The organism is Methanoregula sp., from assembly GCF_041663825.1.
Lineage (GTDB): Archaea > Halobacteriota > Methanomicrobia > Methanomicrobiales > Methanospirillaceae > Methanoregula.
In genome coordinates this window covers 30,914-52,857 of record NZ_JBAYLY010000009.1, presented here as the reverse complement: position 1 = coordinate 52,857, position 21,944 = coordinate 30,914, and the positions used below count along the sequence as shown (strand labels likewise).

Genomic DNA, 21,944 nt, shown 5'->3' with positions numbered 1-21,944 from the left:
AAAAACGGCGTTCCCGGTTATTAAAGGAGAAGCCCGGATATGCTCACTTTTATTGGCCTTGGCCTCTACGACAAGCAGGACATCTCGGAGAAGGGACTTGCCCTCATCAGGAGCGCGGATCATGTCTTTCTTGAGGGCTATACGTCCCGGCTCATGGGGACGACAAAAGAAGAACTCGAAGTGTTCTACCAGAAACCCGTCCGGCTGCTTATGCGGGCTGATGTGGAGCAGCACCCGGAAGAATTGCTCACCTGCGCTGCAAAAGAAAACACGGTCTTCCTCTGTGCCGGTGACCCGATGGTCTCGACCACCCATGCGGATCTCCGGATCCGTGCGGCAGACCAGGGCATTCCTACCGCGATCGTTCACGGAGCCTCGATCGTAAGCGCAGTCTGTGGCCTGTCAGGCCTCCAGAACTACCGGTTTGGCAAATCATGCTCGGTGCCGTTCCCGCAGGCCCACTGGTCACCTACATCGCCTATGGATGTGATTATAGAAAACCGAAGCCTGCGTCTCCATACGCTTGTGTACCTCGACATCCAGAACGACCGGTACATGACCGTGAACGAAGCGATCGTCCTGCTCGAAGAGATGGCACGAAAAAAGCAGGCAACGATCCCGCTGTATGTGGGCATCGCCCGGGCCGGCTCCGACGCACCGGTCGTACGGGCCGGCACTGCTGAAACACTTTGTTCCATGGATTTCGGTCCCCCGCTTCACGTGCTGGTCATCCCCGGCGAGCTCCACGATATGGAGCGGTTATACCTTGAGAGGTTTGCCGGCCTATGCTGATCGCCGCGTGCGGGGCACTCCTCTCCCGTGAACTTGATGCCGTCACGGTTACCCCGCCGGAGGGCACGCCGCTTGGGGCGCTTGCCGGGACCATCCGAAGCATGGCACGCGCCTACGCAAATGACGGCGCTACATTCTCTGACGGGGGGGATCTGGTCAATGCGCTGGCCGCATACTATTACGGCTCCGGCTGGCTGCATTTTGGCCTCGCGTACGGCCTGCTCTCTCTTCCGGGGGAAAACCCGGTTACCTGCCCTTTTGCCGGGCCGTCAGAAACACTCCCCCCGGCTCTTGCCTGGAAACTCGATGAGAAAACACGGAGATATGCCCTCCTGCTCGACACCGCACGCTCATCAGTGGTCCTGGCCCCCGAACCTGAGACGGCGGCTGGTATGTTTGCCCGGCGCGTTATTGCGATCGGTACCTGCTATGCCCGGGGCGGGCAGAACAGCCTTGCCTCGGGTGCAGAGGAGGAGGCCCTCGCACGTTTCAGTTACGGGCACGGGTGGCTGGATGCCGGTGTCAGGGCCGGGTTGCTCGCTCTCACCGGCAACCGGGAGATTTTCACGATCTGACAAATAGGCAGCCGGTGAGAAACCAATCCCTGCTAAAAAGTGTTTATACTATGCCTCATAACCATTTAAGATAAAACAAGCAGGCCGCGCCTGCCGGGGAGGGCACTATGGAAAGATCGCAAAAAAAATGGCTGTATATTTCCATCGCGTTTTCCCTCGTGGTGCTGATCGTCATCCTTTATTTTACCATCAATGAGAACACGATCCAGTACCTCAAAAAGATCAACCCCTGGTTCCTGCTCCTCGCGTTTCTCACCCATATCCTGACCATGTGTTTCTGGGCGATGCGGGTGAAAAAGATGTCCGGGTCGCTCGGGTACCCGATCAAGTTCTTCTATTCATTAAACCTCGTTTTTGCAAACCTTCTTGCCGCTGCGGTGACCCCTGCGCAGGCCGGCGGCGAACCGGTACGGGTGCATGAGCTCTACAAGGCAAAGGTACCACTTGGCGATGCAACAGCGATCGTGATCATGGAGCGGGTGCTGGACGGGATTGCCCTTGCCGGTCTCGCGGCGTTTGCGATGTTTGCCCTTACCGAGCAGTGGAAGAGTCTCGGGGCATACTCGGAGGTCATGGTCTACATCACGTGGGTCTTCGTCGCTGGCTGCCTCATCCTCTTCTACCTTGCTATCCGGAGGCCCGATGTGATGAAACGGATAGCCAATAAGGCCGCCCGGTTCTTTACCCGGAAATGGGAACCCGCCAAGGTTACGGCACTGCTCGAACGTATCGAAAAAGAGATCGCAAATTTCCATGCCGCTGTGCTCAAATTCGTCAGGACCGCGAAAGGCGGTCTTGCCTGGGGGATGGTCTTTACCCTGCTCTACTGGGTCTCCGAGATTGTCACAGCCTCCCTGATCCTCATGGGTCTTGGCCAGCCGCCGCTCTTCTTTGAGTCGTTTGTGATCCAGCTCATCCTTGCCATCCTGATGATGCTCCCCTTGACCCCGGGCAGTTCGGGGATCGCAGAAGTAGGGGCAACCTCGATGTATGCCCTGTTTCTCCCGTCGGCCATTGTCGGGGTGTTTGTCGTGGTCTGGCGGATCGTGCTCTATTACTTCAATATCGCTCTTGGGATCATGTCCAGTCTTATTATTGTCCGGCGGGAAGCCCATAACCCCCCATAACCCAACCCCCCATAATCCCCGGTAACCTCCGGATATACCGCGTGCCGATCTCAAGCCTTATCATACGGCAGGGTAATGTCTCAAACAGACATGCTGCCGGTCAGGTGCGAAGTCCGAGGGGTGTTTGTGGCCATAAACGATACGGCCACCGTACCGGCGGTGGTGCTGACCGACGATGTAGGGCGCATGCTGCCGATATTTATCGGTCTCTGGGAAGCGGTCTCCATTAACAGCGCACTGAATAAGGAGGTGACGCCCCGCCCGTTCACGCACGAACTGTTCACTGACCTCATGGGGCGTTTCTCAATTTCCGTCCACCACCTCCAGATCGACAGTATTGAAGAAGGGGTTTATTATGCACAGCTCGTCCTTGCCGCGGATGGCCGGGAGGAATGTCTCGACTGCCGCCCGAGCGATGGGATCACGGTGGCCCTGCGTGCCAATGCCTCAATCTTTGTCGATGAGAGTCTCCTTGTTCCCGGAGAACCGGGAGAGTGTGTCTCGGAAATGGTCGATCTCGCCACGTTCCTGCAAAAAACAGGAAAAGAGTAACGGTTATAAAAATGAACCGGCGATCACTTGCGACGGCGCTCAAGCTCGCGGATGACATCGTTTAATTCAATGTTTGCGGCACGGAGCGCGACAAGGACGTGGAAGAAGAGATCTGCCGCTTCCTCTGTGGTCCGCTCCGGCACGCCGTTTTTGACGGCAATGACGAACTCATTCGCCTCCTCTCCTACCTTTTCGAGCACCTTATCGATCCCTTTTTTATCTGTCAGAAGCCGGCTTGTGTAAGAGCCCTCGCTCGGGTGTTCTGCCCGTTCGCAGATGACTTCCCAGAGTTCCCGGATCACTTTGGGATCGACCGGGTCGATTCCTCCCGTGGTCACGATTCCTCCTGGGCGAGCAGGACTTCCCCGATATCAATGCCACAGAAGCGCCGGCACAGCACGCGCGCCTTCTCGATATTGCAGCCGGCCTTTCCGATCGCGATGCCGAGATCGCTTTTCTTATTCACGAGCACGTTGACCGGGCCGCCTTCCGCACCGCGCTCGATCCCCGTCACTTCGGCAGGCTTAAAGATATTGACGATGAATGCGTCGGGCTGCTCGGCATACTCCACCATCTCGATGCGCCGGCCGAGAACGTTCTGGAGCCGTTTGATATTGTCGCCTTTTTTCCCTATCGCAAGCCCCATGTCACCCTGCCGGATTACGTAGATCACCCGGTCGAACCGGTCATCGATCACACAATCGAGGGCTGTCGACCGGGTAAGAATCCTCAGTTCTTCAATGTACCTTCGCTCTTTAAAGCCGATATTGCGCTCCATATCAAAATCAATCCTATTGTATCCGCAATTTTTCGATATTCGATACTTGGATATATGCAGATCCGGATGAACCGGATATGTTTATGCGGGCTTATGAAATAATCACACGCTGCTTGGGTAAAAAAGTTTGGAAAAAAAATTTGTTAAAAAAGGGAAGGGGGGATCAGCGGAAGTTGTACGTTATGGAGACCTGTGCGGTGACCGTAATGTCCCCGGACTGGATGGGGGTCGATGCAGCCTTGCCGCTTTGGGATTCGAGAGCGAGGTTATCGTACCGGTTGTAGACAACAGGAGTGTATCCCTGGCTGATGTCAGCCGTGTTGGTACCGGTAATAGTGACATTAAGCGCTGCGGCAACGGTGTCAGCATCGGCCCGTGCATTGGAAACGGCCTTGGAAAGTGCCTGGCTTCGGAGGACCTGACCCTGCGCATCGGAGAGCATAAACTGGATAGAGTCCACCTTGTTTGCCCCTGCATTGACTGCGGTATCGATCATCTGGCCGGTCTGGTTGGTATCTTTGAGGGTAACGCGGAGGGTGTTAGTCACCTGGTAGGTCTTGACATTGTTGGTAAAGACTCCCTTATCCTCCTGGTACACCGGGGTGATGGAGTAATCGGTGGTCTTCATCTGGTCGCGGGGGACGCCGGCAGCTGCGAGTGCGTCTACCACGTTGTTCATGGTAAGGGAGTTACTTGCCTGCGCAACCTTGACATCGGAGTTTTCCGTCTGGACCGAGAAACTGATCGTAACCCGGTCGGGTGTGCCGGTCACGGTACCGCTTCCGCTCACCGAGATCACATGATCCGTGGTGTCTGCGGCTGCCACACAACCGATCATCGCCAGGGTAAAGAGCACCAAGGCGCACATGACTAATCTCAATTTTTGCATGGTATATCAGGCCAATAGTTGGAGACCGGGGGGATTAAAGATTACTTTGACTGCGAAATTATTCGTAATTATCAAAAATGCTTGGATAATGGCAACGGAGGGTCAGTCCCCAAAGTACATGTGCCGGCAGAACCAATAGTACAGGCGATAGAGCATGGGAGCAACAATCGTCGAGAAGATCTTCTCACGGAAATGTGGCAGCGATATCAGGGCAGGCGAAATGGTCATGACGCCGATTGACGGGGCCATGATCCACGATATTACCGGCCCTCTTGCCATCCAGAAGTTCTACGAGATGGGGGGAAAACACGTCTTTGATCCTAAGCGTGTCATCATGCTCTTTGACCACCAGATCCCGGCAGATTCCCTTGAAGCGGCAAAAAACCACGTGTACATGCGGAAGTTTGCCGTGGAGCAGGGCATCCACAATTACGATATCAATGAGGGTGTCTGCCACCAGGTGGTCCTGGAGAAAGGGCGTGCGGCACCTGGCGAGATCGTGGTCGGGGCCGATTCCCATACCTGTATGTACGGTGCGGTCGGGGCATTTGCAACCGGTATCGGGTCGACCGACATGGGCTTTGTGCTGAAGTTCGGTTCTCTCTACTTCAAGGTGCCGGAGACGATCCGGGCCGAGGTTTCGGGGAAGTTCCAGAGGCGAGTCGGGGCAAAAGACCTGATCCTCGCGATTGCGGCGGATATCGGGGCCGACGGGGCGACCTACCAGGCAATAGAATTTGCAGGGAAGACCATGGCAAAGATGGACATGGCAGGCCGGATGACCTGCTGCAATATGGCCATCGAGATGGGTGCCAAGGCGGGAATAGTCCCTCCCGATAAGGTCACCTGGGACTATATGAAAGGCCGCAGAAAAATGAAGCCCTTCGATCTTGCGAGTGATGAGGATGCGAAGTTCGCAGAGAAACGGACATACAATGTTTCTGATCTCGAGCCGCAGGTCGCCGTCCCCCACAATGTTGACCAGGGGGTGCCTGTAGGGAAAGTCGAGGGAACGCACATCGACCAGGTCTTTATCGGCTCGTGCACGAACGGGCGGTACGAGGATATGGCAGAGGCAGCAGAAGTGCTGGGGAAGAAGAAGTTTTCTCCGAAGGTCAGGGTGCTCGTCATCCCGGCATCCCGGGACGAATATCTCAAGGCTCTTGAAGCAGGACTCATCGGGAAATTCGTGAAGGCGGGAGCCTTGGTCGAGGCACCCTGCTGCGGGCCCTGCATGGGCGGCTCGTTTGGCCTTATTGCGCCCGGCGAGGTTTCGCTGTCCACATCGAACCGGAACTTCAAGGGCCGGCAGGGAAGCACCGAAGGAATGGTGTATCTATGCTCGCCGGCGACAGCAGCGGCAAGCGCAATGAAAGGCGAGATCACCGATCCGCGGGAGGTGTGATGATGGCAGCAAAGAAAATGACCCCGGTAAAGAAGGGAAGCGCCGGCAAGGCTCCGGCGACAAAGGGCGGCAGGGTCTGGAAGTTCGGCGACAACATCGATACCGACGCGATCATCCCGGGCCGTTTTTTGATCCTCAACGACGCCGGCGAGCTGGCGAAACATGCGTTTGAAGGGACACGGGACGAGTTTGCCAGAAAGGTAAAAGACGGGGATATTGTTGTCGGCGAAAAGAACTTCGGGTGCGGCTCCTCGCGGGAACATGCTCCCCTCGCGCTCGTCGGGTGCGGGGTGCACGTGGTGATGGCCCAGTCGTTTGCCCGGATCTTTTTCAGGAACTCTGTCAACGTCGGGGTTCTCCCGGTGGTCTGTAAGGATGCGGACAAGATCCAGGACGGGGCAACAGTCACGCTCGATCTGATAAACGGTTATGCGGAAGTTGACGGGAAGAAGCTCGCCATCGAGCCGGTGCCCCCCTTCATGCAGGGGATTATCGACTCAGGCGGTCTCGTGAACTACGCGAAGAACTTACAGGAGGTGCCGGTATGTACAAAGTCGCGGCGATAGGCGGGGACGGGATCGGACCCGAAATTGTTACCGAAGGAAAAAAGGTACTGGAAGCCGCCGGTGAGCGGTTTAATTTCGATATTGACTGGACGGATTTCGATATCGGGGCGGATCGTTACCTTGCGACAAAGAAACTCCTGACCGAGGAGGATCTCAAGGAACTTAAAAAATTCAAGGCAATCTACTTCGGTGCCATCGGCGACCCCCGGGTCCCGCCGGGTATCCTTGAGAAGGGGATCCTGCTCGCCCTCCGGTTCTCGTTTGATGAGTACGTGAACCTCCGGCCGATCAAACTGCTCGACGGTGTCGAGACGCCGCTCGCGAACAAGACCTCAAAGGACATCGACTTCGTGGTCGTGCGGGAGAACACCGAGGATTTCTATGTCGGCATCGGCTCCCGGTTCAAGAAGCACCAGAAGATCGAGCTCGAGGTCGCCCGGGAGATCTACAACGTGAAGTTTGGTCTCGATGTCGAGACCGATGCAGAGGAACTGGCCTACCAGATTGGTGTTGTGACACGGGAAGGGAGCCGCCGGGTCCAGACCTATGCGTTCGAACTCGCAGAGAAGCGCCGGAAGAAACTCACCTCGGTTGACAAGGCAAACGTCCTCTCCGATGTGTACGGCCTCTGGCGCGACGTCTTTACCGAGACCGCAAAGAAGTACCCGGATGTCGCCACCGATTTTAACTTCGTGGACGCGGTCACGATGTGGTTTGTGAAAAACCCCGAATGGTTCGATGTCGTGGTCACGCCCAACATGTTCGGCGACATCATCACCGACCTCGGCGCGATGATCCAGGGCGGTCTCGGACTTGCCCCGGGCGGGAACATCAACCCGAAAGGCACCTCCATGTTCGAGCCGATCCACGGGTCGGCACCGAAATACAAGGGTATGGATGTGGCAAACCCGATCGCGACGATCTGGGCCGGCTCGCTCCTGCTCGATCACCTTGGGGAGCACAAGGCGGCGGCGGCGATTGTCACGGCCATTGAGAAGAGCATTAAGGATGGCGTCGTGACAAAGGATCTCGGTGGGACTGCGGGAACTGCAAAGGCCGGGTCGTATATTGCGGAATGCGTGAAGAAAGGGAAGTAATCCTTTTTTTGTCGTTCTTATCTTGATTTTTTATAATCCAGGTTTTTGTCCGTGGCAGGGAGTTGGATCCGGGGCGAGCCCTTCTTGAGCAATCCCGGGGAATCTCAGATTACTATTTCCGGCTGAACTGCTGGTGGTAATTCCTTCTGCGAATCCACCACGTTGCTGCAACCATCGTGAATATCAGTGCAACCATGAATACGATGAACATCATCGACATCGGGTCAGTTGTCGGGGCGAGACCGGCTGCATTCGTATACATCGTTACCATTATCTCTCACGATCCTCAGGGAGTCGCACCCCAAAAACGGCAAACCTCTTGAAGGAATGATGGATTGTGTCGTCGCTCTGTCGGGTCATGATTGTTCCCCCCGTGTTGCGGTGATCCTACTGCATTGGAAAAGAATACGTGAGGGGTTATATTAAATCATGGATTTAAGATGGGAAGGGCCCATCGGGGGAAGTGAATGGGGGTGACGAAACGTGAGGGGCGCCCCCTCCTGTCCGTGCAGGTCGAGCCGAACGTGCACTGCAAAAAGAATAGAGAATAGGAAGCCGAACCCTTACCGGAGATTTGCCGGGATGTCGAGCGGGATATCCTCGTCCTCTTCAGTTTTTTCCGGAGAGAAAATGGATTTGAGCGCGGAAAACGGCCCCCGACCCGCTTCACCGGCTGCCTCCACCGCACCCTTTTTCTGGCTCCCGTAGCCTTTGAGGAGGATTTCGGCTTCAATCAACCCCTCTTCGACTTTCTTCTTCTCTGTCACATCCACAAGGTACCCGGCGATTGCCACGGTCTTTTTGTTCTTTACTACCGGGATCTCGTTGACTTCCACCCAGATCTTCGCGGTATTACGGCCGTAAAACTCCAGCCGGTAGGGCGGTTCACGCCGGCCGGTGGAGATCGCCTTGAGGGTTCGCTCCAGTCCCTTCGCATTGAGTGGGTTGTCGGTCAGGTAATCGGTCCACAACCGCTTGCCTGCAGGAGAGGTATCTCCCAGAAGCGCCCGTATCCGGGGACTCACGTAGAGCAGGGTATGGTCGGGGGAGTGGGTAAAATACATCTGTGTCCCGCTCTCCAGAAGCAGCATCAGTTCTTCGTCACGCTTCCTGATGGCCCGGTGTTCCCGCTTGATCCGGGAGATGTCCCGCCCGGTGGCGACAATCGCGGTCACGTTCCCGTCCGCATCAGTTATCGACCGTGCCGACCAGCTGATGCACCGCGATCCAAGAGGGGAAGAGATCCATTGTTCCACCTGGCAGGTGTAGGGGGGGCGGAAGAGCTTTGTCATCTGGGTGGCAATGACATCCGTGTAGCGCTCATCGGTTGCCGGCATAAAGACACTGTCGGCCAGTTCCTCTTTTGTCTTGCCTACCGCTTTGCAGTACGCCGTATTGACAAACAGGAGGCGCCCCTCGGGACTGAACTTGACGAGCAGGTCCTGCTGGTGCTCCACCAGTTCCTTATAGGTTGTATCGTCGTGCGCACTCATGAGCGGTCTCCCGTACGGCAAGGGGGCAGTACCCGTCCAGAAAAAGTCCCCCTCCTTTGTAAGTACACGTCTCCTTCTGGAAGTATTAATGTTGCACAAAAAGATCACGGAGGTTTCCGGAATTCATGAGACTAATAAAAAAAGGAGAGGGTAAAAAAGAGGGGGTGCGCAGAAATCAGGCACGTGCGCTGATCTGCTGCTGGCCGGAGATCCTGCGGCCTTTCCAGACCGGGGTGGCTGGCTGTTCGGGGATCTTTACAATGGTGGCATGCCGCTCCCTGCCGTAGATGACCGATCTGAGGGCAAGAAGCGAAACCGTAAAGTTCCCTGCTTCGAAGAGTTCGATGTTGAGGGCTTTACCGGATGCCGACACCTGCGCGAGACCGCAGGTTGATCCCAGGTAGTAGTTCCACTCGTGGACAAGCGCTTCTACCTGGACAACAACCTGCCGCCCGGACATTCCCTTTGCCAGATCTGCCAGCCGGACCGCATACCGGGCGCCTACTACATGCAGTTCCACAACTTCGTGGATCCTGCCGTCACGATCGATTGCCCTGCATCCTGTCCGCTGGATATAACCTGCTTTCTGCATCATACACGACCACCTTTCTGTCGTAGTAGTGCATCTTTACCGGCCGGTATATAACCCGGGGCCGTGCGCGGGGTGAAAGTGAAATAAAAAGGGGATGGCCGTCATTTTTCGGGGTACAATTCCCCCGCCCGGAAGACTGTACCCTACATTTACCGTTTTTTATCCATGCAGGCGTTCAGGACATCCTCGATAAAATGGAGCGTTCCGCCGGTACCCGCAAGCGGGGGCCGGGCGAGCCTGACCTGCCCCTGGAGCGGGGGGATGATCCCGACAAAGGTCCGATCACCGCTCACCGACTGTTCAAATGACGAGCCGATCACAAGGTCAGGAGAGACCTCCGCGATCTTCCGGGCGACCTGTTCAAGTCCGGTCAGTTTCTCCACCGGGTACTGCGGGGCGGGCAAAGCAGTGGGGTCGTTTCGCGTCCCGACCACAAGGATCTCTGCATCGAGATACCGTTTGAGCGTATCTGCGGCAAAGAGTGCATACGCGGTACCGGCAAAGACCGCGAGACGCGGGGGATCGTAGCGGCGGAGATACCTGTCGCAGGCTTGGATCACCCGTTCTTCCTGCACGTCAAGTTCGGTAAGGACCGGGTCCGCATCCGCACTTTCATACGCGGAGGAAAGGTTCTCAAATGTCGCACGGAGCGCGGGTATTCCCAGCGTCCCGCCAAGGTACTTCCCCACGCCCGAGGTAAAATCGTCATTTGTCCCTATCGTCAGCGGGGCGGCATGTCCTGCCATCTCGGCCCAGTCCCGGCAGAACACTGTTCCTACGGGGACGCCGGCCCGGTGCAGCAGCCGGGAAATTTCCTGGAGGTTCCCCTCGTAAAACGGGTCAGAGAGGGATACCCCGTCGATATTGACGCCCCGTCGTTCAGGGCTGACCCCCGGGGCAAGCGCTGCAAGGGCTACCCGGTACCCGGTCTCCAGTTCCCCGGCAAACCCGGGGCTGTCCACAAGGATGACATCGGTCCCGTCAAGCATCGCTTTTATGTCCTCGCCGAGCAGTGACGGGACACACGTCGTAATAACAGCGATCCGGCCCCCCCGGCCTGAAAGATCGCGAATCACCTCGCGAAGCCGGTCCCCGGATCCGAAGACCACCTCGTTTTCAAGGATAAATGTCCCGTGCAGGGGAGCTTGGAGAAGGGTTGCCGGATAGTAATAGCACCCGCTCGAACCGTGGATGACGACAGCTATGCCCTCAAAACCTGCAAGGCAGGCCGCAGCCCCGGTCATCGCGCAGGGCCAGAGGGGTGTCTCGCATTCAGGCATGGAGCGCCCTCCTCCACCGGTGCAGGAGCCGGCGCACACCCGTGATACCAATCGGTGGCGTTACAGGTACTGGCACCGGGCAGCCGGATGCTGTAACCTCAAGCCGGAGCGCCTGTGCGATATCCTGTGCCACCCGGTTCCCTTCGGGATCCGGTGGGAGGGGGGAAAAAGAGACCCCGGCTCCGGTAAGATCCGCAAAATCGTCAAGGGTCTCCTGACGGAGCGCATGTTCCTCTTCTACTGCACTCTGGCAATTGATACCGCAGGCACCGGCCACGGATTCGAGGAACGTGAACGTGCCCGGGATCCCGACCGGATAGGCAGGGATGTACGGCGTCCCGAAACGCTCCTGCAAGAATTCCCCCACGGGTATGAGGGAAGGATCGCGGAGCACGTTGAGCCGGGCAGCCCCGAGGGACGCGATACGGTCTGTTGCAAGGTCATGCACGAACCGGATGTTCACGGACAGGCCAAGCAGGGCGAGCAGCCGGGAGACCTCATAGAAGTTCTCCTCGACCTCGTATTCGAGATTCTTCTCGCCGATGATATTCACCCTCCCGTTTTTTTCCGCCGGTCCTGCCATGCCCGCAAGGGCGATAAGTGCGTTATTGACGCCGGTCTGGAATGATCCGCCAAGGAAGCCGGCGGTCGGCACCACGATGACCGGTACCCCGGCCTTCGTGCCGCAGACCGACCCTACGTCGTCGCCGATCGTATCCACGATACAGGTGGAGAGCACGAAGACCGCCCCGGGATCGCGTGCGATCACCGTATCAAGCGTCCGGTCGAGCGCACCTTCGCCGCCGAATATCACATCGGTCTCAGAAAGCCCGGTCGAGACGAGCGGGGGGAGGGCGATCCGGTCGTTGTCGAGGCCTGTCGCATGCAGGAGAGAAAAATTGTGGTGCGTGCACCCCTGCGGGCCGTGCACGACCGTTATCGCGTCGCGGACATGGGTGGTCACCGAGAGCGCACCCGTGAGGGTGCAGCCGGCAGACCTACATGAATTCGATGGCAAGGGCCTCAAGGTCATCGATCTCGAGCGGGGTGGGGATGGTAAAATGGGTGTTCTCCATGATACGGGTGGCAAGATCGCGGTACCTCTGTGCCTGTTGTGAGGCAGGCTCGTACTCGATCACCGTCTTGCGGTTCAGCTCGGCCAGCTGTACGACGCGATCTCTGGGGATGAACTGGACAAGATGGCTGTTGACCCGGCGGGCAAATTCGGCCACCAGTTCCTCCTCTTTTGGCTGGTTCTTTGCATTGCAGATCACCCCGGCAAGCCGGCACCGGCTCTTCGGGCGGGCGGAGAGCCGTTCTATCGCCTTGCAGATGTTGTTTGCCGCGTACAGGGACATGAGTTCCCCCGAGGTCACAAGGTACACCTCCTGTGCATACCCTTCCCGCATCGGCATGGCAAACCCCCCGCAGACCACGTCGCCCAGTACATCGTAGACGATCACGTCGCCGGTGAGCGTCCCGAACTTCTCCAGCAGCTGGAAGGTGGCAATGATCCCCCGGCCGGCACACCCCACACCGGGTTCCGGCCCCCCGGCCTCCACGCAGCGCACCCCGTTAAAACCGGTATAGACCACATCGGCGGGAGTTACTCCTGCAGCGCCCCGCTCACGTACCTGGTCCATCACCGTGGGGATCAGCCTTCCTGCCATCAGCATACGCGTACTGTCGCGCTTGGGATCGCACCCGATCTGGAGGATATCGTGCCCGGCAAGCGAGAGGGCTGCGGAGAGGTTTGCCGAGGTCGTGGACTTCCCGATACCGCCTTTCCCGTACAGGGCGATCTGCTTCATTGCCGTACTATAGGGTGGCAGTTTATATTAGATCTTCTGAAGTTAAGAAAAGTAGATTTGTTTTTGGGTTCCATTTTTTAGTCAGAACCCCGGAACAATGCCATAAACAGCACCACGACCGGGATCACTTCGAGCCGGCCCAGCCACATCACGACAATAAAAACCCATTTCGAGAGAACCGGCATATCGGGAGAGACATACCCGGAGGAGATTCCGCAGGTGGAGAACGCGGACGTGATATCAAAGACGACATCGGTGATCGGGTAGGTGGTCAGGTGGAACTGCATCACGATAATCGTGGCGACGAATATAATGATGACCGAGAGGATGATCACAAGCATCGTCTTTGCTGTCTCCAGCTCGGCAGTTGCACGCGGGATGATCCGCCCCTCACTTTTAAAGGGGATCAAAACTTTACCACTCACAAAAAGCCGGCGGAACCACCAGACGAGCGCACGTAACCCGAGGACCACCCGTTTTAATTTGATCCCTCCTGAAGAACTGCCGGCAGCCCCCCCGACAAATACAAGCATCAGAAGAAAAAGGAGCGTCACGCTTTCCCAGGTCTGGATATTCGCGATCTGAAACCCGGTTGTGGTCAGGGCAGATACCGCCATGAACAGACCCTGCAGAAGGGCCGTCAGGATTTCCGTATTCCCAAAGTAGACCAGATCGTAGGTCAGTACTGCCGTCCCGATGGCCACGACAACAAAAAAGAGCTTGACCTGCTCATCGCCAAACAGGCTCCAGCGCCGGTTCTCCGAGATCAGGTAATACAGGCGGAACGGGAGCGCTCCTGCAATCATGAGCGGGATGAGCAGCAGTTCCAGGACGATGTTGTTATACGCGAGGATGCCGCCATCGTGGATGGAAAACCCTCCCGTGGATATTGTGGTGAGCGCGAGGTTGACGGAATCCCAGAGGGAAAGACCGGTAAAGAGGATAAGCCCGATCGCAATAAACGTGAGAAGCCCGTAGATTTTCCAGATCCTCCGTCCCGTTGAGATAATGCTGGGCATGAGGGATTCTTCCCGGCTCTCAGTCCGGTAAATTTTTCCCTGGAAGAGCCCGGTGCTGCTTGCAAGCGCTATGACGAAAGCGATGATCCCGATACCTCCGATCCACTGCATGAAGGAACGCCAGAAAAGCAGGGTGTAGGGTGCCGTGTCAAGGGACTGCATCATGGTAAATGCGGTACCGGTCCACCCCGCCATCCCCTCGAAGAGCGCATCGGTAAAACTCATGTTGAGGCCGAACATGAACGGGATGCCGCATACCATGGCGCAGGCAAACCAGAAGAGGGCAACCGAGCAGAGCGCGGTTGAAAGCCTGTTCTCGCGTTCGTTTCTTGGCAGATGTTTTAAGACCAGCCCCAACAGGAAAAAGATAACCGGCACGGCAGCCATGGACAGGAACAGGTACCATTCAGAAAAGAGCACCGTGACGACCAGCGGGACTGCGGTGAGAGGGGCCACAAAGAAGAATATATCCCCGAGGTCTGCGGCAATCGTCGAGATATACTCAAGCCGGTGCATCACTAGGTGGTTTGTCGCTGGTGCTCTATGAGCATTTGCCTTATAAAAAATAAAAAAAGAAACTGCGTGAAGGCAGTGTTATGCCTTGGTGGTCCAGAGACCATGGACATTGCAGAACGAGCGTACCTTCACGTTTATGTTACTAATCGGGAATCCGGCCTCTGCTTTCTCGCCGGGCCTGAACCATTGGAGATAGACCTGCTCGCCGTCACGGACCTCGACCCATTCGATATAATGCTTCTCCTCCATCGGGTGGGGTATGGAACCAACTTTCACGAGGATTCCCTTCGCGGTCTTCTCGATGACCGGTACATGCTTCTCCTTACCCGGGTCAGCGGTCTTTTCCTGCTGGAGTACCATCGGCTGCCCGCAGCAGACGAGCGTCCCGCCGGATGCATGAACAACCTTGGTGGTGTTCCCGCAGACGCTGCACTTGTAAACTTCAAAGAGTTTTGTCATATCTTCTCCTTTCCTTACGCGATGTTGATCCCTTGATGTTTCTTTAAGATTTCGTCTGCCAGCCGGTCGAGGGCCTGCATCGTTGCTTCGTCAGGCTCCCCCAGCACCATGACCGGCGGGATCAGTTCTACTTTGACATGGTCAAGCATCTTTGTGATTGTCTCGACACTCTTGCCGCCCCACCCGTAGGAGCCGATCACGGATGCAAACTTTGTCTTGGGCCTGAGTGCGTTTGCGAGGTAGGTGGCGGAGACGACGGTCGGGTGCGGACCAAAGAGGACGGTCGGTGTGGCAATCACGATGGTCGCTGCGTCGACAAGGGAAAACGCAAGATCCCCGATATCGGTCCGGGTGAGATTAAACGGCCTGACTACTATCCCCCTGGTGATGAGCGCCCCGGTGAGGTGTTCCACCATCTTTGCGGTGCTGCCGTGCATCGATACGTACGGGATGACAACCTCATTTTTCACCGCATCCGATGTCCAGTCCGCGTATGCGTCAAGGATAAACTTCGGGTTTTTGTTGACCGGGCCGTGGCTGGGCGCTATCATTTTCGGGGAGAGCGCCCGGACTTTTTCTACATAGCCTTTGATGCTCCCGCGAAACGGCATCATGATCTCCGCATAATACCTTTTTGCCGAACGGTATGCCCATGCTTCATCAGGTATGAACAGTTCGCTTGTGGCTGCATGGAACCCGAAGAGGTCGCAGGGAAAGAGGATTTTATCCTCGACAAGCCAGGTGATCTGGGTCTCGGGCCAGTGCGTCCACGGCGTGATGAAGAACTGGAGCGTCCGGTCGCCGAGCGAAAGGGTGTCCCCATCAGCGATCACCGTAAAGCGATCCTGCGGGACATGCAGGAGGGCAATCAGGAGATCCCGGCACTTTGCGTTCGTGACCACCTGTGCGTCCGGGTAGAACTCCATGATCATCGGGAGGGTACCGGCATGATCCTGCTCGGCATGGTTGATCACGATATAATCGATACGTTCGATGCCCAGCTTTACCAGGTTCGAGATAAGGTCATATTCCTTTGCCGGATCGACCGTATCGATGAGCGCAGTCTTCTGGCTGCCCCTGACAAGATAGGAGTTGTAGCTCGTTCCTTCCGGGAGCGGGATCAACTCATCGAAGATCCGCCGGTCAAAATCGAGGGCCCCTACCCAGTATACCCCAGAAACAAGTTCACGGGAGACCATAACAACCAGTCTTCACTCCTCTTTTTTAAACTGGTCCTTTGACGCAAAACAGATCGGGCAGGCCCAGTCTGCCGGCAGGTCGGCAAATGCAACGCCCGGCTTGATGTCCTGCAACGATTCGCCTTTTTCCGGGTTGTAAACATGCCCGCAGATGGTGCATACGTATCGGTCCATAAAAATCACTCCTGTTGTGGCTGGTAGAGTGTGGTGTATCGCAGGGAATAATCGTTTCGATAGTGCACAAAATCGGGTTCGCCCTCCCGCACCTGCACGATACTATTTCCCCGGAGGGAAAGGTCTGGGTTCATCAGAGGGGAACAAAAATGGGATCCGGTGACGGAGTGCCTCGTGATGTTAACATTTACCCGCTGCCGAAGATCATATAGAGAGCGATTCCGATCATGAGGATCACAAAGAGCAGTTTAATCTTCTCCGGGGAGATTGTGTGGGCGGCACGGACACCAAGCTGTGCAAGAGGAACACTTACTGCGACAAGGATGCACCAGTACGCAACATTGATGTAACCAAACGAATACGGAGGCAGGTCCGCAACGTCAAGACCGTTGATAACATAGGAGATGATGCCGCTCGCTGAAGAGCAGACCATGAATGCCGTCGAAGTTCCGATGGCTTTGCGGAGGGGAACATGAAGCATGGTCGTCATCACCGGCACCATCACAATACCGCCGCCGATACCAAACAGCCCCGAGACAAGACCAAAAGCAAAGCCCCATGGGAGGTATACATACAGACTTTCCGGAATATGCTCTTCCCCTGTGGGTGTATGGGAAAAGAACATCCGTACCGCGGCAAGAATGAGCAGCACCCCAAAGAGGCACGCCATGAGCCTGCCGGGTGCGTGGGTGGCGATCGCCGCACCGGCAAAACCGCCGATGATCCCGGGAACGACCATCAGTGCAAGGGGGCGCAGCAGCACGCAGCGCCGGCAGTGATGGCCCCAGGTGCTGGAGAGCGCGGTCGGCAGTATCACCGCAAGGCTGGTGCCAAATGCGATCCGGAGCGACAGCGTTGGATCAAACCCGAGGCTGGTGAGTAACCAGTACTGTACCGGGACCATGAGAAAACCGCCGCCGACACCGAAAAAGCCGGAGGCAAAACCTATCACACTTCCGGTGATGGCAAGAATCAGTGCAGAAAAAAGGAGGATATCCATTCCATCACCAGAAACATACTCTCCGGGACATGGGTATCAATCTGGTAAAAAATTATGCAATGGCCGTAGTGATCAAAAATTTCCCGGCTCATGCAATCCATGGGATATTGTGGTTATCGAAGATCCGCTTCCCGGGACCGGGCGTCGTCATTGTCGTGTTCTTCAGTATGTCTCTATTTTCAAGTTGGATGAACAACCACCAAAAGTTCGTATAAGCCAGATCTGGAACCGGAAGTATCCTTTTTGACAGCTACCCCCCACCCCCGGGCCACAAGAGGGGGGTAGGGGTATCATGCTTTAAAAAAATCGGTCGGGGTATGGGGGGGCCTCTCCTTTTTGGGAGCGGGGGGTCCCCCCTTAGTAAGAAAAGAGGCCCCTACCCCCCAAGCCATTGGCCGGCAAAATATACCTTCAGACGATGACTCCACGCGAAGCACAGGTTTTGGAAATGCCGGAAAGGGGGGCAGGTCTCCTCTTATGCCCGGACAGGGGGGGTGGGGGTATCATGCTTAAAAAAAATCGGTCGGGGGGTAGGGGTACCTCCCGTTTTTGGGAGTGGGGGGTGCCACCTCGGGCTGGCAGGAGGGGGTACCCCCAATGGACCGGGAATCGCTTCGGCAAATCCTATTAAAAAATTCTGAGATTTGCAAAGGAAAATTTAGAGAAGTACTGGATCTTTCTCATCGGGATCTGGTCCTTCAGGTTATTTTCCCGGGAGAATGACTGTCATATAATGCCGGGAAAAATACCCATGAACCCCCACCAGCACGCAGGTGGCAAGGATTCCGCAGAGTGCAACTCCTGGATTGAACGGTACGAGATACGCCGGATCGATGCGGGAGTTTTGGAGGACCACAAGGCCGGAGGTGACGACTATAATGGTCGCCCAGATATCACGGACGGCAAAGAAAAAGAGCCCGGCCACGCACCCGAGTGCAAAAAACCAGCCAAACATCTCCCGGAAATCAGCTGTTGCAAACAATATTGACATGGAGATGGCAAAGATGAGCGCCGTCAAAAGAACTCCGGTAAAAACCGAGATCACCACTCCGCTGCTGCGGACATAAGCCTGGACATGTGTCCCGACAAATGCCCAGCAGATTATCACCGCTGCGATCGCTGTGGGGAGCAGGAGAATAAAAAGCGTGGCTCCGGTCAACCGGTCCAGACCCTGCCCGATCAAGCTCATAATGACAAACCCGGTATACCCGGCAAGGGCTGTCAGACTGATGGCAGCCACCGTCCGGCGCAGGGAGCGCAAGCCGATCTGGAACATGTTTACGGCGCCCGAAAGGAAGGCCGCCCGGATACGCACGACGGGAACGAGAATGCCCACAACGATACCGGAAAGAACCGTATAGAGAACAAGACCCGGGAGACTGGCCTTTCTGAAGAGGCCGGTATCTCCTGCGAGCAGGTAGTTTTCCAGCAGCCAGACGATTACTATCACGAGGGGAATAAGAATCAGGGTCACCCCGCCAGATCGCCATTTGCCCTGCCGGGGTACTTCAGCGCCGTTTACGCCACGTTCGTCCATCCGATCGTTCCTGTCCCCGGCACCGGTCACGGGATCACCTCCCACGGGAGATCCGGCCGGTACCGTGCCGGGATAATCGTTACCTCGATGCCTCAAAAAGGTCACGGATCTGGCGCGTGCGTTCCTCTGAGGATAGAGCGCGGATCGGATACCGATCATTGAAGGTGGGAAGATCTCGCTCGTAGAACAGCCCAAGCGCGATGGGCGCGTCGCGGTTGTAGTCCCATTCCCGGGCTTTTACACACGCTTTCTCAAAATCAGAGGTATCCTGGCCGTCAAGGTCGTACACCCGGGACTGGTAGTATTCGGTCATGTTAAAGAAGCTCGCGCAGATCTGGAGGACATCGATGAAGGCAAACCCCTTGTGAGCAATACCCTGTCGGATCAGCTGCGCAAGCTGCGGCATCTTCCTCGTATAGCCCCGTGCTATATAGGTGGCGCCGGCGGCAAGCATCAGTTCCAGCGGGTTAAAAGGGTATTCGGTGGTTCCCGCAGGCGTGGATTTTCCCTTGAACCCCAGCGGCGATGTGGGGGTATATTGCCCGGTGGTGAGACCGTAGACCCGGTTGTTATGGACAATCATGGTGAGATCGATATTTCTCTTTGCCGCAAAGATCAGGTGGTCGAGTCCCTCGGCATACGCATCCCCGTCCCCCGCACAACAGATGACGGTAAGTTTCGGGTTTGCAAGTTTTATCCCCGTCGCAACCGGGATCGTCCTCCCGTGGAGGGTGTAGACGCTGTTGATGTTAAGGTAATCGGCGATCTTTGCATGGCACCCGATACCGGAGACCAGCACTACATCGTCAAGGGATTGGCCTTCTTTTTCAAGACCGGCAAGGATATCCTTGAGCGTGTGCTGGATAGAAAAGTTACCGCAGCCGGGACACCAGGTGTTCTGTGCAGGAGTAATCAGATTTCGGGTCATGAGGTGATTACCTCCTGTAACCGCAGGAGAAGTTCATCGGGAGTGAACGGACGGCCATCATATTTCAGGATGGTCGCATCAACACGCCCCCCATGCTCACGGACAAGCGCCGCGAGCTGCCCGGTGGCATTTTCCTCAACCGCGATCAGGTGGTCTACCCCACGGCACGCGTCGGCAAACTGCTGGTCCGGGAAGGGGGAGAGCACGACCGGCTGGATCACCCGCAGCCCCAGCCGCGCCGCCACTTCGTCGCAGGCATTCCGGACAGAGCCCCAGCAGAGGAGGGCGGTCGTGGCACCGGCTGTGCCCCGGACACTGATACACGGGTACCGGATCAGCTCCTCGGTAAGCTGCGCTTCCTTTCTCCGGCGCTTTTCTGTCATCAGGGCAACCAGTGCCGCATCCTCGGTCGTGATACCATCTTCGTCGTGCGCATAACTGTTCACCTTCACTACGGCATCCTTCCCGCCCGGGAACGCGAGAGGGGAGATGCCGGCCGGGGTGTCCTGGTACCGCCGGTAGGGTGCCCCGCCGTCCCATATCACAGGATCGGCATCCGGCATGTCGGTAAGCCGGTTATAATCGACGCTGTAGGTTCCTTCAGACAGTGTCTTGTCGGGCAGCACAAATGCCGGGATCTGGTACTTCCAGGCAAGGCGGATCGCGGCGCGAGACCAGCGGTACGCCTCACCGGCATCGGCAGGCGCTACGACCAGACGGGGAAAATCCCCCTGCCCGGCGTGCAGTACAAACTGAAGTTCCGCTTGGCCGGTGTAGGTGGGGAGGCCGGTCGATGGCCCGGTTCTCTGGGAGACCACGATCACGATCGGGATCTCAGCCATACCGGCAAACGAGAGCCCCTCTGTCATAAGGCAGAACCCGCCTCCTGAAGTACCGACCGCGGTCCTCGCCCCGGCCGTAGCGCTGCCAAGGCCCATAAGGATAACCGCGATCTCGTTCTCCGGGTGGATGACCGTTATCCCGAACCGTTCTGCATTCCCGGCAAGGAAGTGGAGCAGGGTCGAGGATGGCGTCATAGGGTAGGAAATATAATGCGAAAGGCCGCCGGCGACAAGGCCAAGCCCGATCGCTTCGTTCCCGGAGAGCAGGCTGTGCGTCACACCGGCAATCGCCGGTACCGGTCGGGTGGTATTGATTAGGTCGTACGCCCGCCGGGCAACCCGAATATTCTCATCTGCTGCTTTTGGCATGTGGCGGGAAAAAACGTCTGCTACGACCCCCCAGGGAATCCCTGCCGCTTTTGCAAAGGCACCGATCATCGCGGAGTTCCCGGTAATGGGCGGAGCGGATTCTGCTGCAAGGATGGCTTTTATGGAAACGGTCTGGCCGCTTTTTAGTGAGGTTACCAGATCTGCGTTTGCCACCACGGTACAGTCCGGGCTGCCGGGGAGGTGCAGGTCAAGTGTCTCCTGGTTGAGCGCAACAAGATAATCGATCCGGGTGTTGTATGCCCCGACCGGTTCATCTGCGGCACGCACCAGGGAAAAATTGTGTCCCCCCCGGATGAGGGATGGGTATTCGGTATAGATATAGACAAAATAGCCAAGATGGTTGAGCAACTGTGCAACCATCGCCCCGGCATTGTTGATCCCATCCCCGGCCCTGCCCCCCACGAGCACGGATATTTCCTTCATGAACAGTCCCTCACATCCCTGATCTTTCCGGGGCGGTAAATAGGTTGGGGTGGTGACGCTCCCGGTATGAAGGAGGCTCACGATAAAAAAGTCAGTTCTTATGGATCATATCTTCAAGCAGTAGTTTCATCTCGTTGATCCGGTAGGGTTTGGCAAGTCTGCCGGAAAAGCCGTAGCTGACGAAGTCCTGCATGATCGGATCATTGGAATACCCGCTCGACACGACCGCTTTCACACCGGGATCATAACTGCGGAGTTTCTCTATTGTTTCCCTGCCGCCCATCCCCTCAGGAATGGTGAGATCGATAATGACAAGGTCAAACGGCCGGCCCGCTTCCTTCTCCTGTGCATACAGCTTGATCGCTGATGCGCCCTCCGTTGCGAAGACAGCATCGTATCCAAGGAACTGGAGCACCTCGCGGGACACATCGAGAATGATCTCCTCATCGTCCACCAGGAGCACTTTTCCTTTCCCTGCCACAGCCGATCCCTCTTGTCTT

26 protein-coding genes are annotated in these 21,944 nt (G+C 56.7%); 7 read left to right on the top strand and 19 right to left on the bottom strand.

Annotated elements, in window-relative coordinates:
* Positions 1-39 precede the first annotated feature (39 nt).
* The 4 genes from dph5 (at position 40) to WCX19_RS05970 (ending at position 3,046) form a co-directional block, all read left to right on the top strand.
* Complete coding sequence (gene dph5, locus WCX19_RS05985; RefSeq protein ID WP_373006143.1) at positions 40-792, top strand: diphthine synthase; 753 nt, start codon at positions 40-42, stop codon at positions 790-792.
* Entirely contained in the window at positions 786-1,367 is a 582-nt protein-coding gene (locus tag WCX19_RS05980; protein ID WP_373006142.1) for a DUF357 domain-containing protein, read from the top strand. Before dph5 ends, WCX19_RS05980 begins: the two co-directional genes overlap by 7 nt.
* 107 nt (positions 1,368-1,474) lie before the next feature.
* Positions 1,475-2,494, top strand: a complete 1,020-nt coding sequence (locus WCX19_RS05975) for a YbhN family protein (protein ID WP_373006140.1) — start codon at positions 1,475-1,477, stop codon at positions 2,492-2,494.
* A gap of 75 nt (positions 2,495-2,569) precedes the next feature.
* The gene (locus WCX19_RS05970) at positions 2,570-3,046 is read left to right on the top strand and encodes a bifunctional nuclease family protein (RefSeq protein WP_373006138.1); all 477 of its coding nucleotides are present in this window, start codon (positions 2,570-2,572) and stop codon (positions 3,044-3,046) included.
* Positions 3,047-3,069: 23 nt separating this feature from the next.
* On the opposite strand, the gene hisE is transcribed toward WCX19_RS05970, so the two are convergent.
* The 3 genes from hisE to WCX19_RS05955 all read right to left on the bottom strand — a co-directional run bounded on the left by hisE (position 3,070) and on the right by WCX19_RS05955 (position 4,713).
* Positions 3,070-3,348, bottom strand: a complete 279-nt coding sequence (gene hisE, locus WCX19_RS05965; RefSeq protein WP_373006248.1) for a phosphoribosyl-ATP diphosphatase — start codon at positions 3,346-3,348, stop codon at positions 3,070-3,072.
* A 32-nt stretch (positions 3,349-3,380) separates the two neighbouring features.
* Complete coding sequence (locus tag WCX19_RS05960; RefSeq protein WP_373006136.1) at positions 3,381-3,824, bottom strand: NusA-like transcription termination signal-binding factor; 444 nt, start codon at positions 3,822-3,824, stop codon at positions 3,381-3,383.
* A gap of 163 nt (positions 3,825-3,987) precedes the next feature.
* Positions 3,988-4,713 (bottom strand): SIMPL domain-containing protein, encoded by a 726-nt coding sequence (locus tag WCX19_RS05955; protein ID WP_373006134.1) that lies wholly within the window; start codon positions 4,711-4,713, stop codon positions 3,988-3,990.
* A 154-nt stretch (positions 4,714-4,867) separates the two neighbouring features.
* Between WCX19_RS05955 and WCX19_RS05950 the strand changes: the two genes are divergently transcribed.
* The 3 genes from WCX19_RS05950 to WCX19_RS05940 are packed head-to-tail and all read left to right on the top strand — an operon-like array spanning position 4,868 to position 7,781.
* The gene (locus tag WCX19_RS05950) at positions 4,868-6,118 is read left to right on the top strand and encodes a 3-isopropylmalate dehydratase large subunit (RefSeq protein ID WP_373006132.1); all 1,251 of its coding nucleotides are present in this window, start codon (positions 4,868-4,870) and stop codon (positions 6,116-6,118) included.
* A gap of 17 nt (positions 6,119-6,135) precedes the next feature.
* Positions 6,136-6,684: a 3-isopropylmalate dehydratase small subunit gene (locus tag WCX19_RS05945; RefSeq protein WP_373006246.1), complete on the top strand. Its 549-nt coding sequence runs from the start codon at positions 6,136-6,138 to the stop codon at positions 6,682-6,684.
* Positions 6,663-7,781: an isocitrate/isopropylmalate dehydrogenase family protein gene (locus WCX19_RS05940; protein WP_373006130.1), complete on the top strand. Its 1,119-nt coding sequence runs from the start codon at positions 6,663-6,665 to the stop codon at positions 7,779-7,781. Before WCX19_RS05945 ends, WCX19_RS05940 begins: the two co-directional genes overlap by 22 nt.
* Positions 7,782-7,893: 112 nt before the next feature.
* Here the strand turns inward: WCX19_RS05940 and WCX19_RS05935 are convergent, their stop codons facing one another.
* From WCX19_RS05935 to WCX19_RS05860, 16 genes are all read right to left on the bottom strand, one after another.
* The gene (locus tag WCX19_RS05935) at positions 7,894-8,052 is read right to left on the bottom strand and encodes a hypothetical protein (RefSeq protein ID WP_373006128.1); all 159 of its coding nucleotides are present in this window, start codon (positions 8,050-8,052) and stop codon (positions 7,894-7,896) included.
* A 292-nt stretch (positions 8,053-8,344) separates the two neighbouring features.
* A complete protein-coding gene (locus WCX19_RS05930; RefSeq protein ID WP_373006126.1) occupies positions 8,345-9,274 on the bottom strand; it encodes a PAS domain-containing protein in 930 nt (309 codons plus the stop codon).
* Between the two features lie 175 nt (positions 9,275-9,449).
* Positions 9,450-9,869 (bottom strand): hypothetical protein, encoded by a 420-nt coding sequence (locus WCX19_RS05925; RefSeq protein ID WP_373006124.1) that lies wholly within the window; start codon positions 9,867-9,869, stop codon positions 9,450-9,452.
* A 146-nt stretch (positions 9,870-10,015) separates the two neighbouring features.
* Positions 10,016-11,146 carry a nitrogenase component 1 gene (locus tag WCX19_RS05920; protein WP_373006122.1) on the bottom strand — a complete coding sequence of 377 codons (1,131 nt, stop codon included), beginning with the start codon at positions 11,144-11,146 and terminating at the stop codon, positions 10,016-10,018.
* Positions 11,139-12,164 carry a nitrogenase component 1 gene (locus WCX19_RS05915; RefSeq protein ID WP_373006120.1) on the bottom strand — a complete coding sequence of 342 codons (1,026 nt, stop codon included), beginning with the start codon at positions 12,162-12,164 and terminating at the stop codon, positions 11,139-11,141. The genes WCX19_RS05920 and WCX19_RS05915 overlap by 8 nt, the downstream gene beginning before the upstream one ends.
* Positions 12,145-12,957 (bottom strand): Ni-sirohydrochlorin a,c-diamide reductive cyclase ATP-dependent reductase subunit, encoded by an 813-nt coding sequence (gene cfbC, locus WCX19_RS05910; RefSeq protein WP_373006118.1) that lies wholly within the window; start codon positions 12,955-12,957, stop codon positions 12,145-12,147. Before cfbC ends, WCX19_RS05915 begins: the two co-directional genes overlap by 20 nt.
* 77 nt (positions 12,958-13,034) lie before the next feature.
* Complete coding sequence (locus WCX19_RS05905) at positions 13,035-14,492, bottom strand: TrkH family potassium uptake protein (RefSeq protein ID WP_373006116.1); 1,458 nt, start codon at positions 14,490-14,492, stop codon at positions 13,035-13,037.
* Between the two features lie 78 nt (positions 14,493-14,570).
* Positions 14,571-14,951: a desulfoferrodoxin gene (locus tag WCX19_RS05900; protein ID WP_373006114.1), complete on the bottom strand. Its 381-nt coding sequence runs from the start codon at positions 14,949-14,951 to the stop codon at positions 14,571-14,573.
* Positions 14,952-14,965: 14 nt separating this feature from the next.
* On the bottom strand, positions 14,966-16,150 hold the full coding sequence (locus WCX19_RS05895; RefSeq protein WP_373006112.1) for an FprA family A-type flavoprotein: 1,185 nt from the start codon (positions 16,148-16,150) through the stop codon (positions 14,966-14,968).
* 12 nt (positions 16,151-16,162) lie between these two features.
* A complete protein-coding gene (locus WCX19_RS05890; RefSeq protein WP_373006110.1) occupies positions 16,163-16,324 on the bottom strand; it encodes a rubredoxin in 162 nt (53 codons plus the stop codon).
* A 5-nt stretch (positions 16,325-16,329) separates the two neighbouring features.
* Complete coding sequence (locus WCX19_RS05885) at positions 16,330-16,458, bottom strand: hypothetical protein (protein WP_373006108.1); 129 nt, start codon at positions 16,456-16,458, stop codon at positions 16,330-16,332.
* Between the two features lie 53 nt (positions 16,459-16,511).
* A complete protein-coding gene (locus WCX19_RS05880; protein WP_373006106.1) occupies positions 16,512-17,324 on the bottom strand; it encodes a sulfite exporter TauE/SafE family protein in 813 nt (270 codons plus the stop codon).
* 703 nt (positions 17,325-18,027) lie between these two features.
* Positions 18,028-18,906, bottom strand: a complete 879-nt coding sequence (locus WCX19_RS05875) for a hypothetical protein (protein ID WP_373006104.1) — start codon at positions 18,904-18,906, stop codon at positions 18,028-18,030.
* A gap of 34 nt (positions 18,907-18,940) precedes the next feature.
* On the bottom strand, positions 18,941-19,789 hold the full coding sequence (locus tag WCX19_RS05870) for a thiamine pyrophosphate-dependent enzyme (RefSeq protein ID WP_373006102.1): 849 nt from the start codon (positions 19,787-19,789) through the stop codon (positions 18,941-18,943).
* Positions 19,786-21,444 carry a 2-oxoacid:acceptor oxidoreductase subunit alpha gene (locus tag WCX19_RS05865; RefSeq protein ID WP_373006100.1) on the bottom strand — a complete coding sequence of 553 codons (1,659 nt, stop codon included), beginning with the start codon at positions 21,442-21,444 and terminating at the stop codon, positions 19,786-19,788. The genes WCX19_RS05870 and WCX19_RS05865 overlap by 4 nt, the downstream gene beginning before the upstream one ends.
* 91 nt (positions 21,445-21,535) lie before the next feature.
* Complete coding sequence (locus WCX19_RS05860) at positions 21,536-21,925, bottom strand: response regulator (RefSeq protein ID WP_373006098.1); 390 nt, start codon at positions 21,923-21,925, stop codon at positions 21,536-21,538.
* Positions 21,926-21,944: the final 19 nt, after the last annotated feature.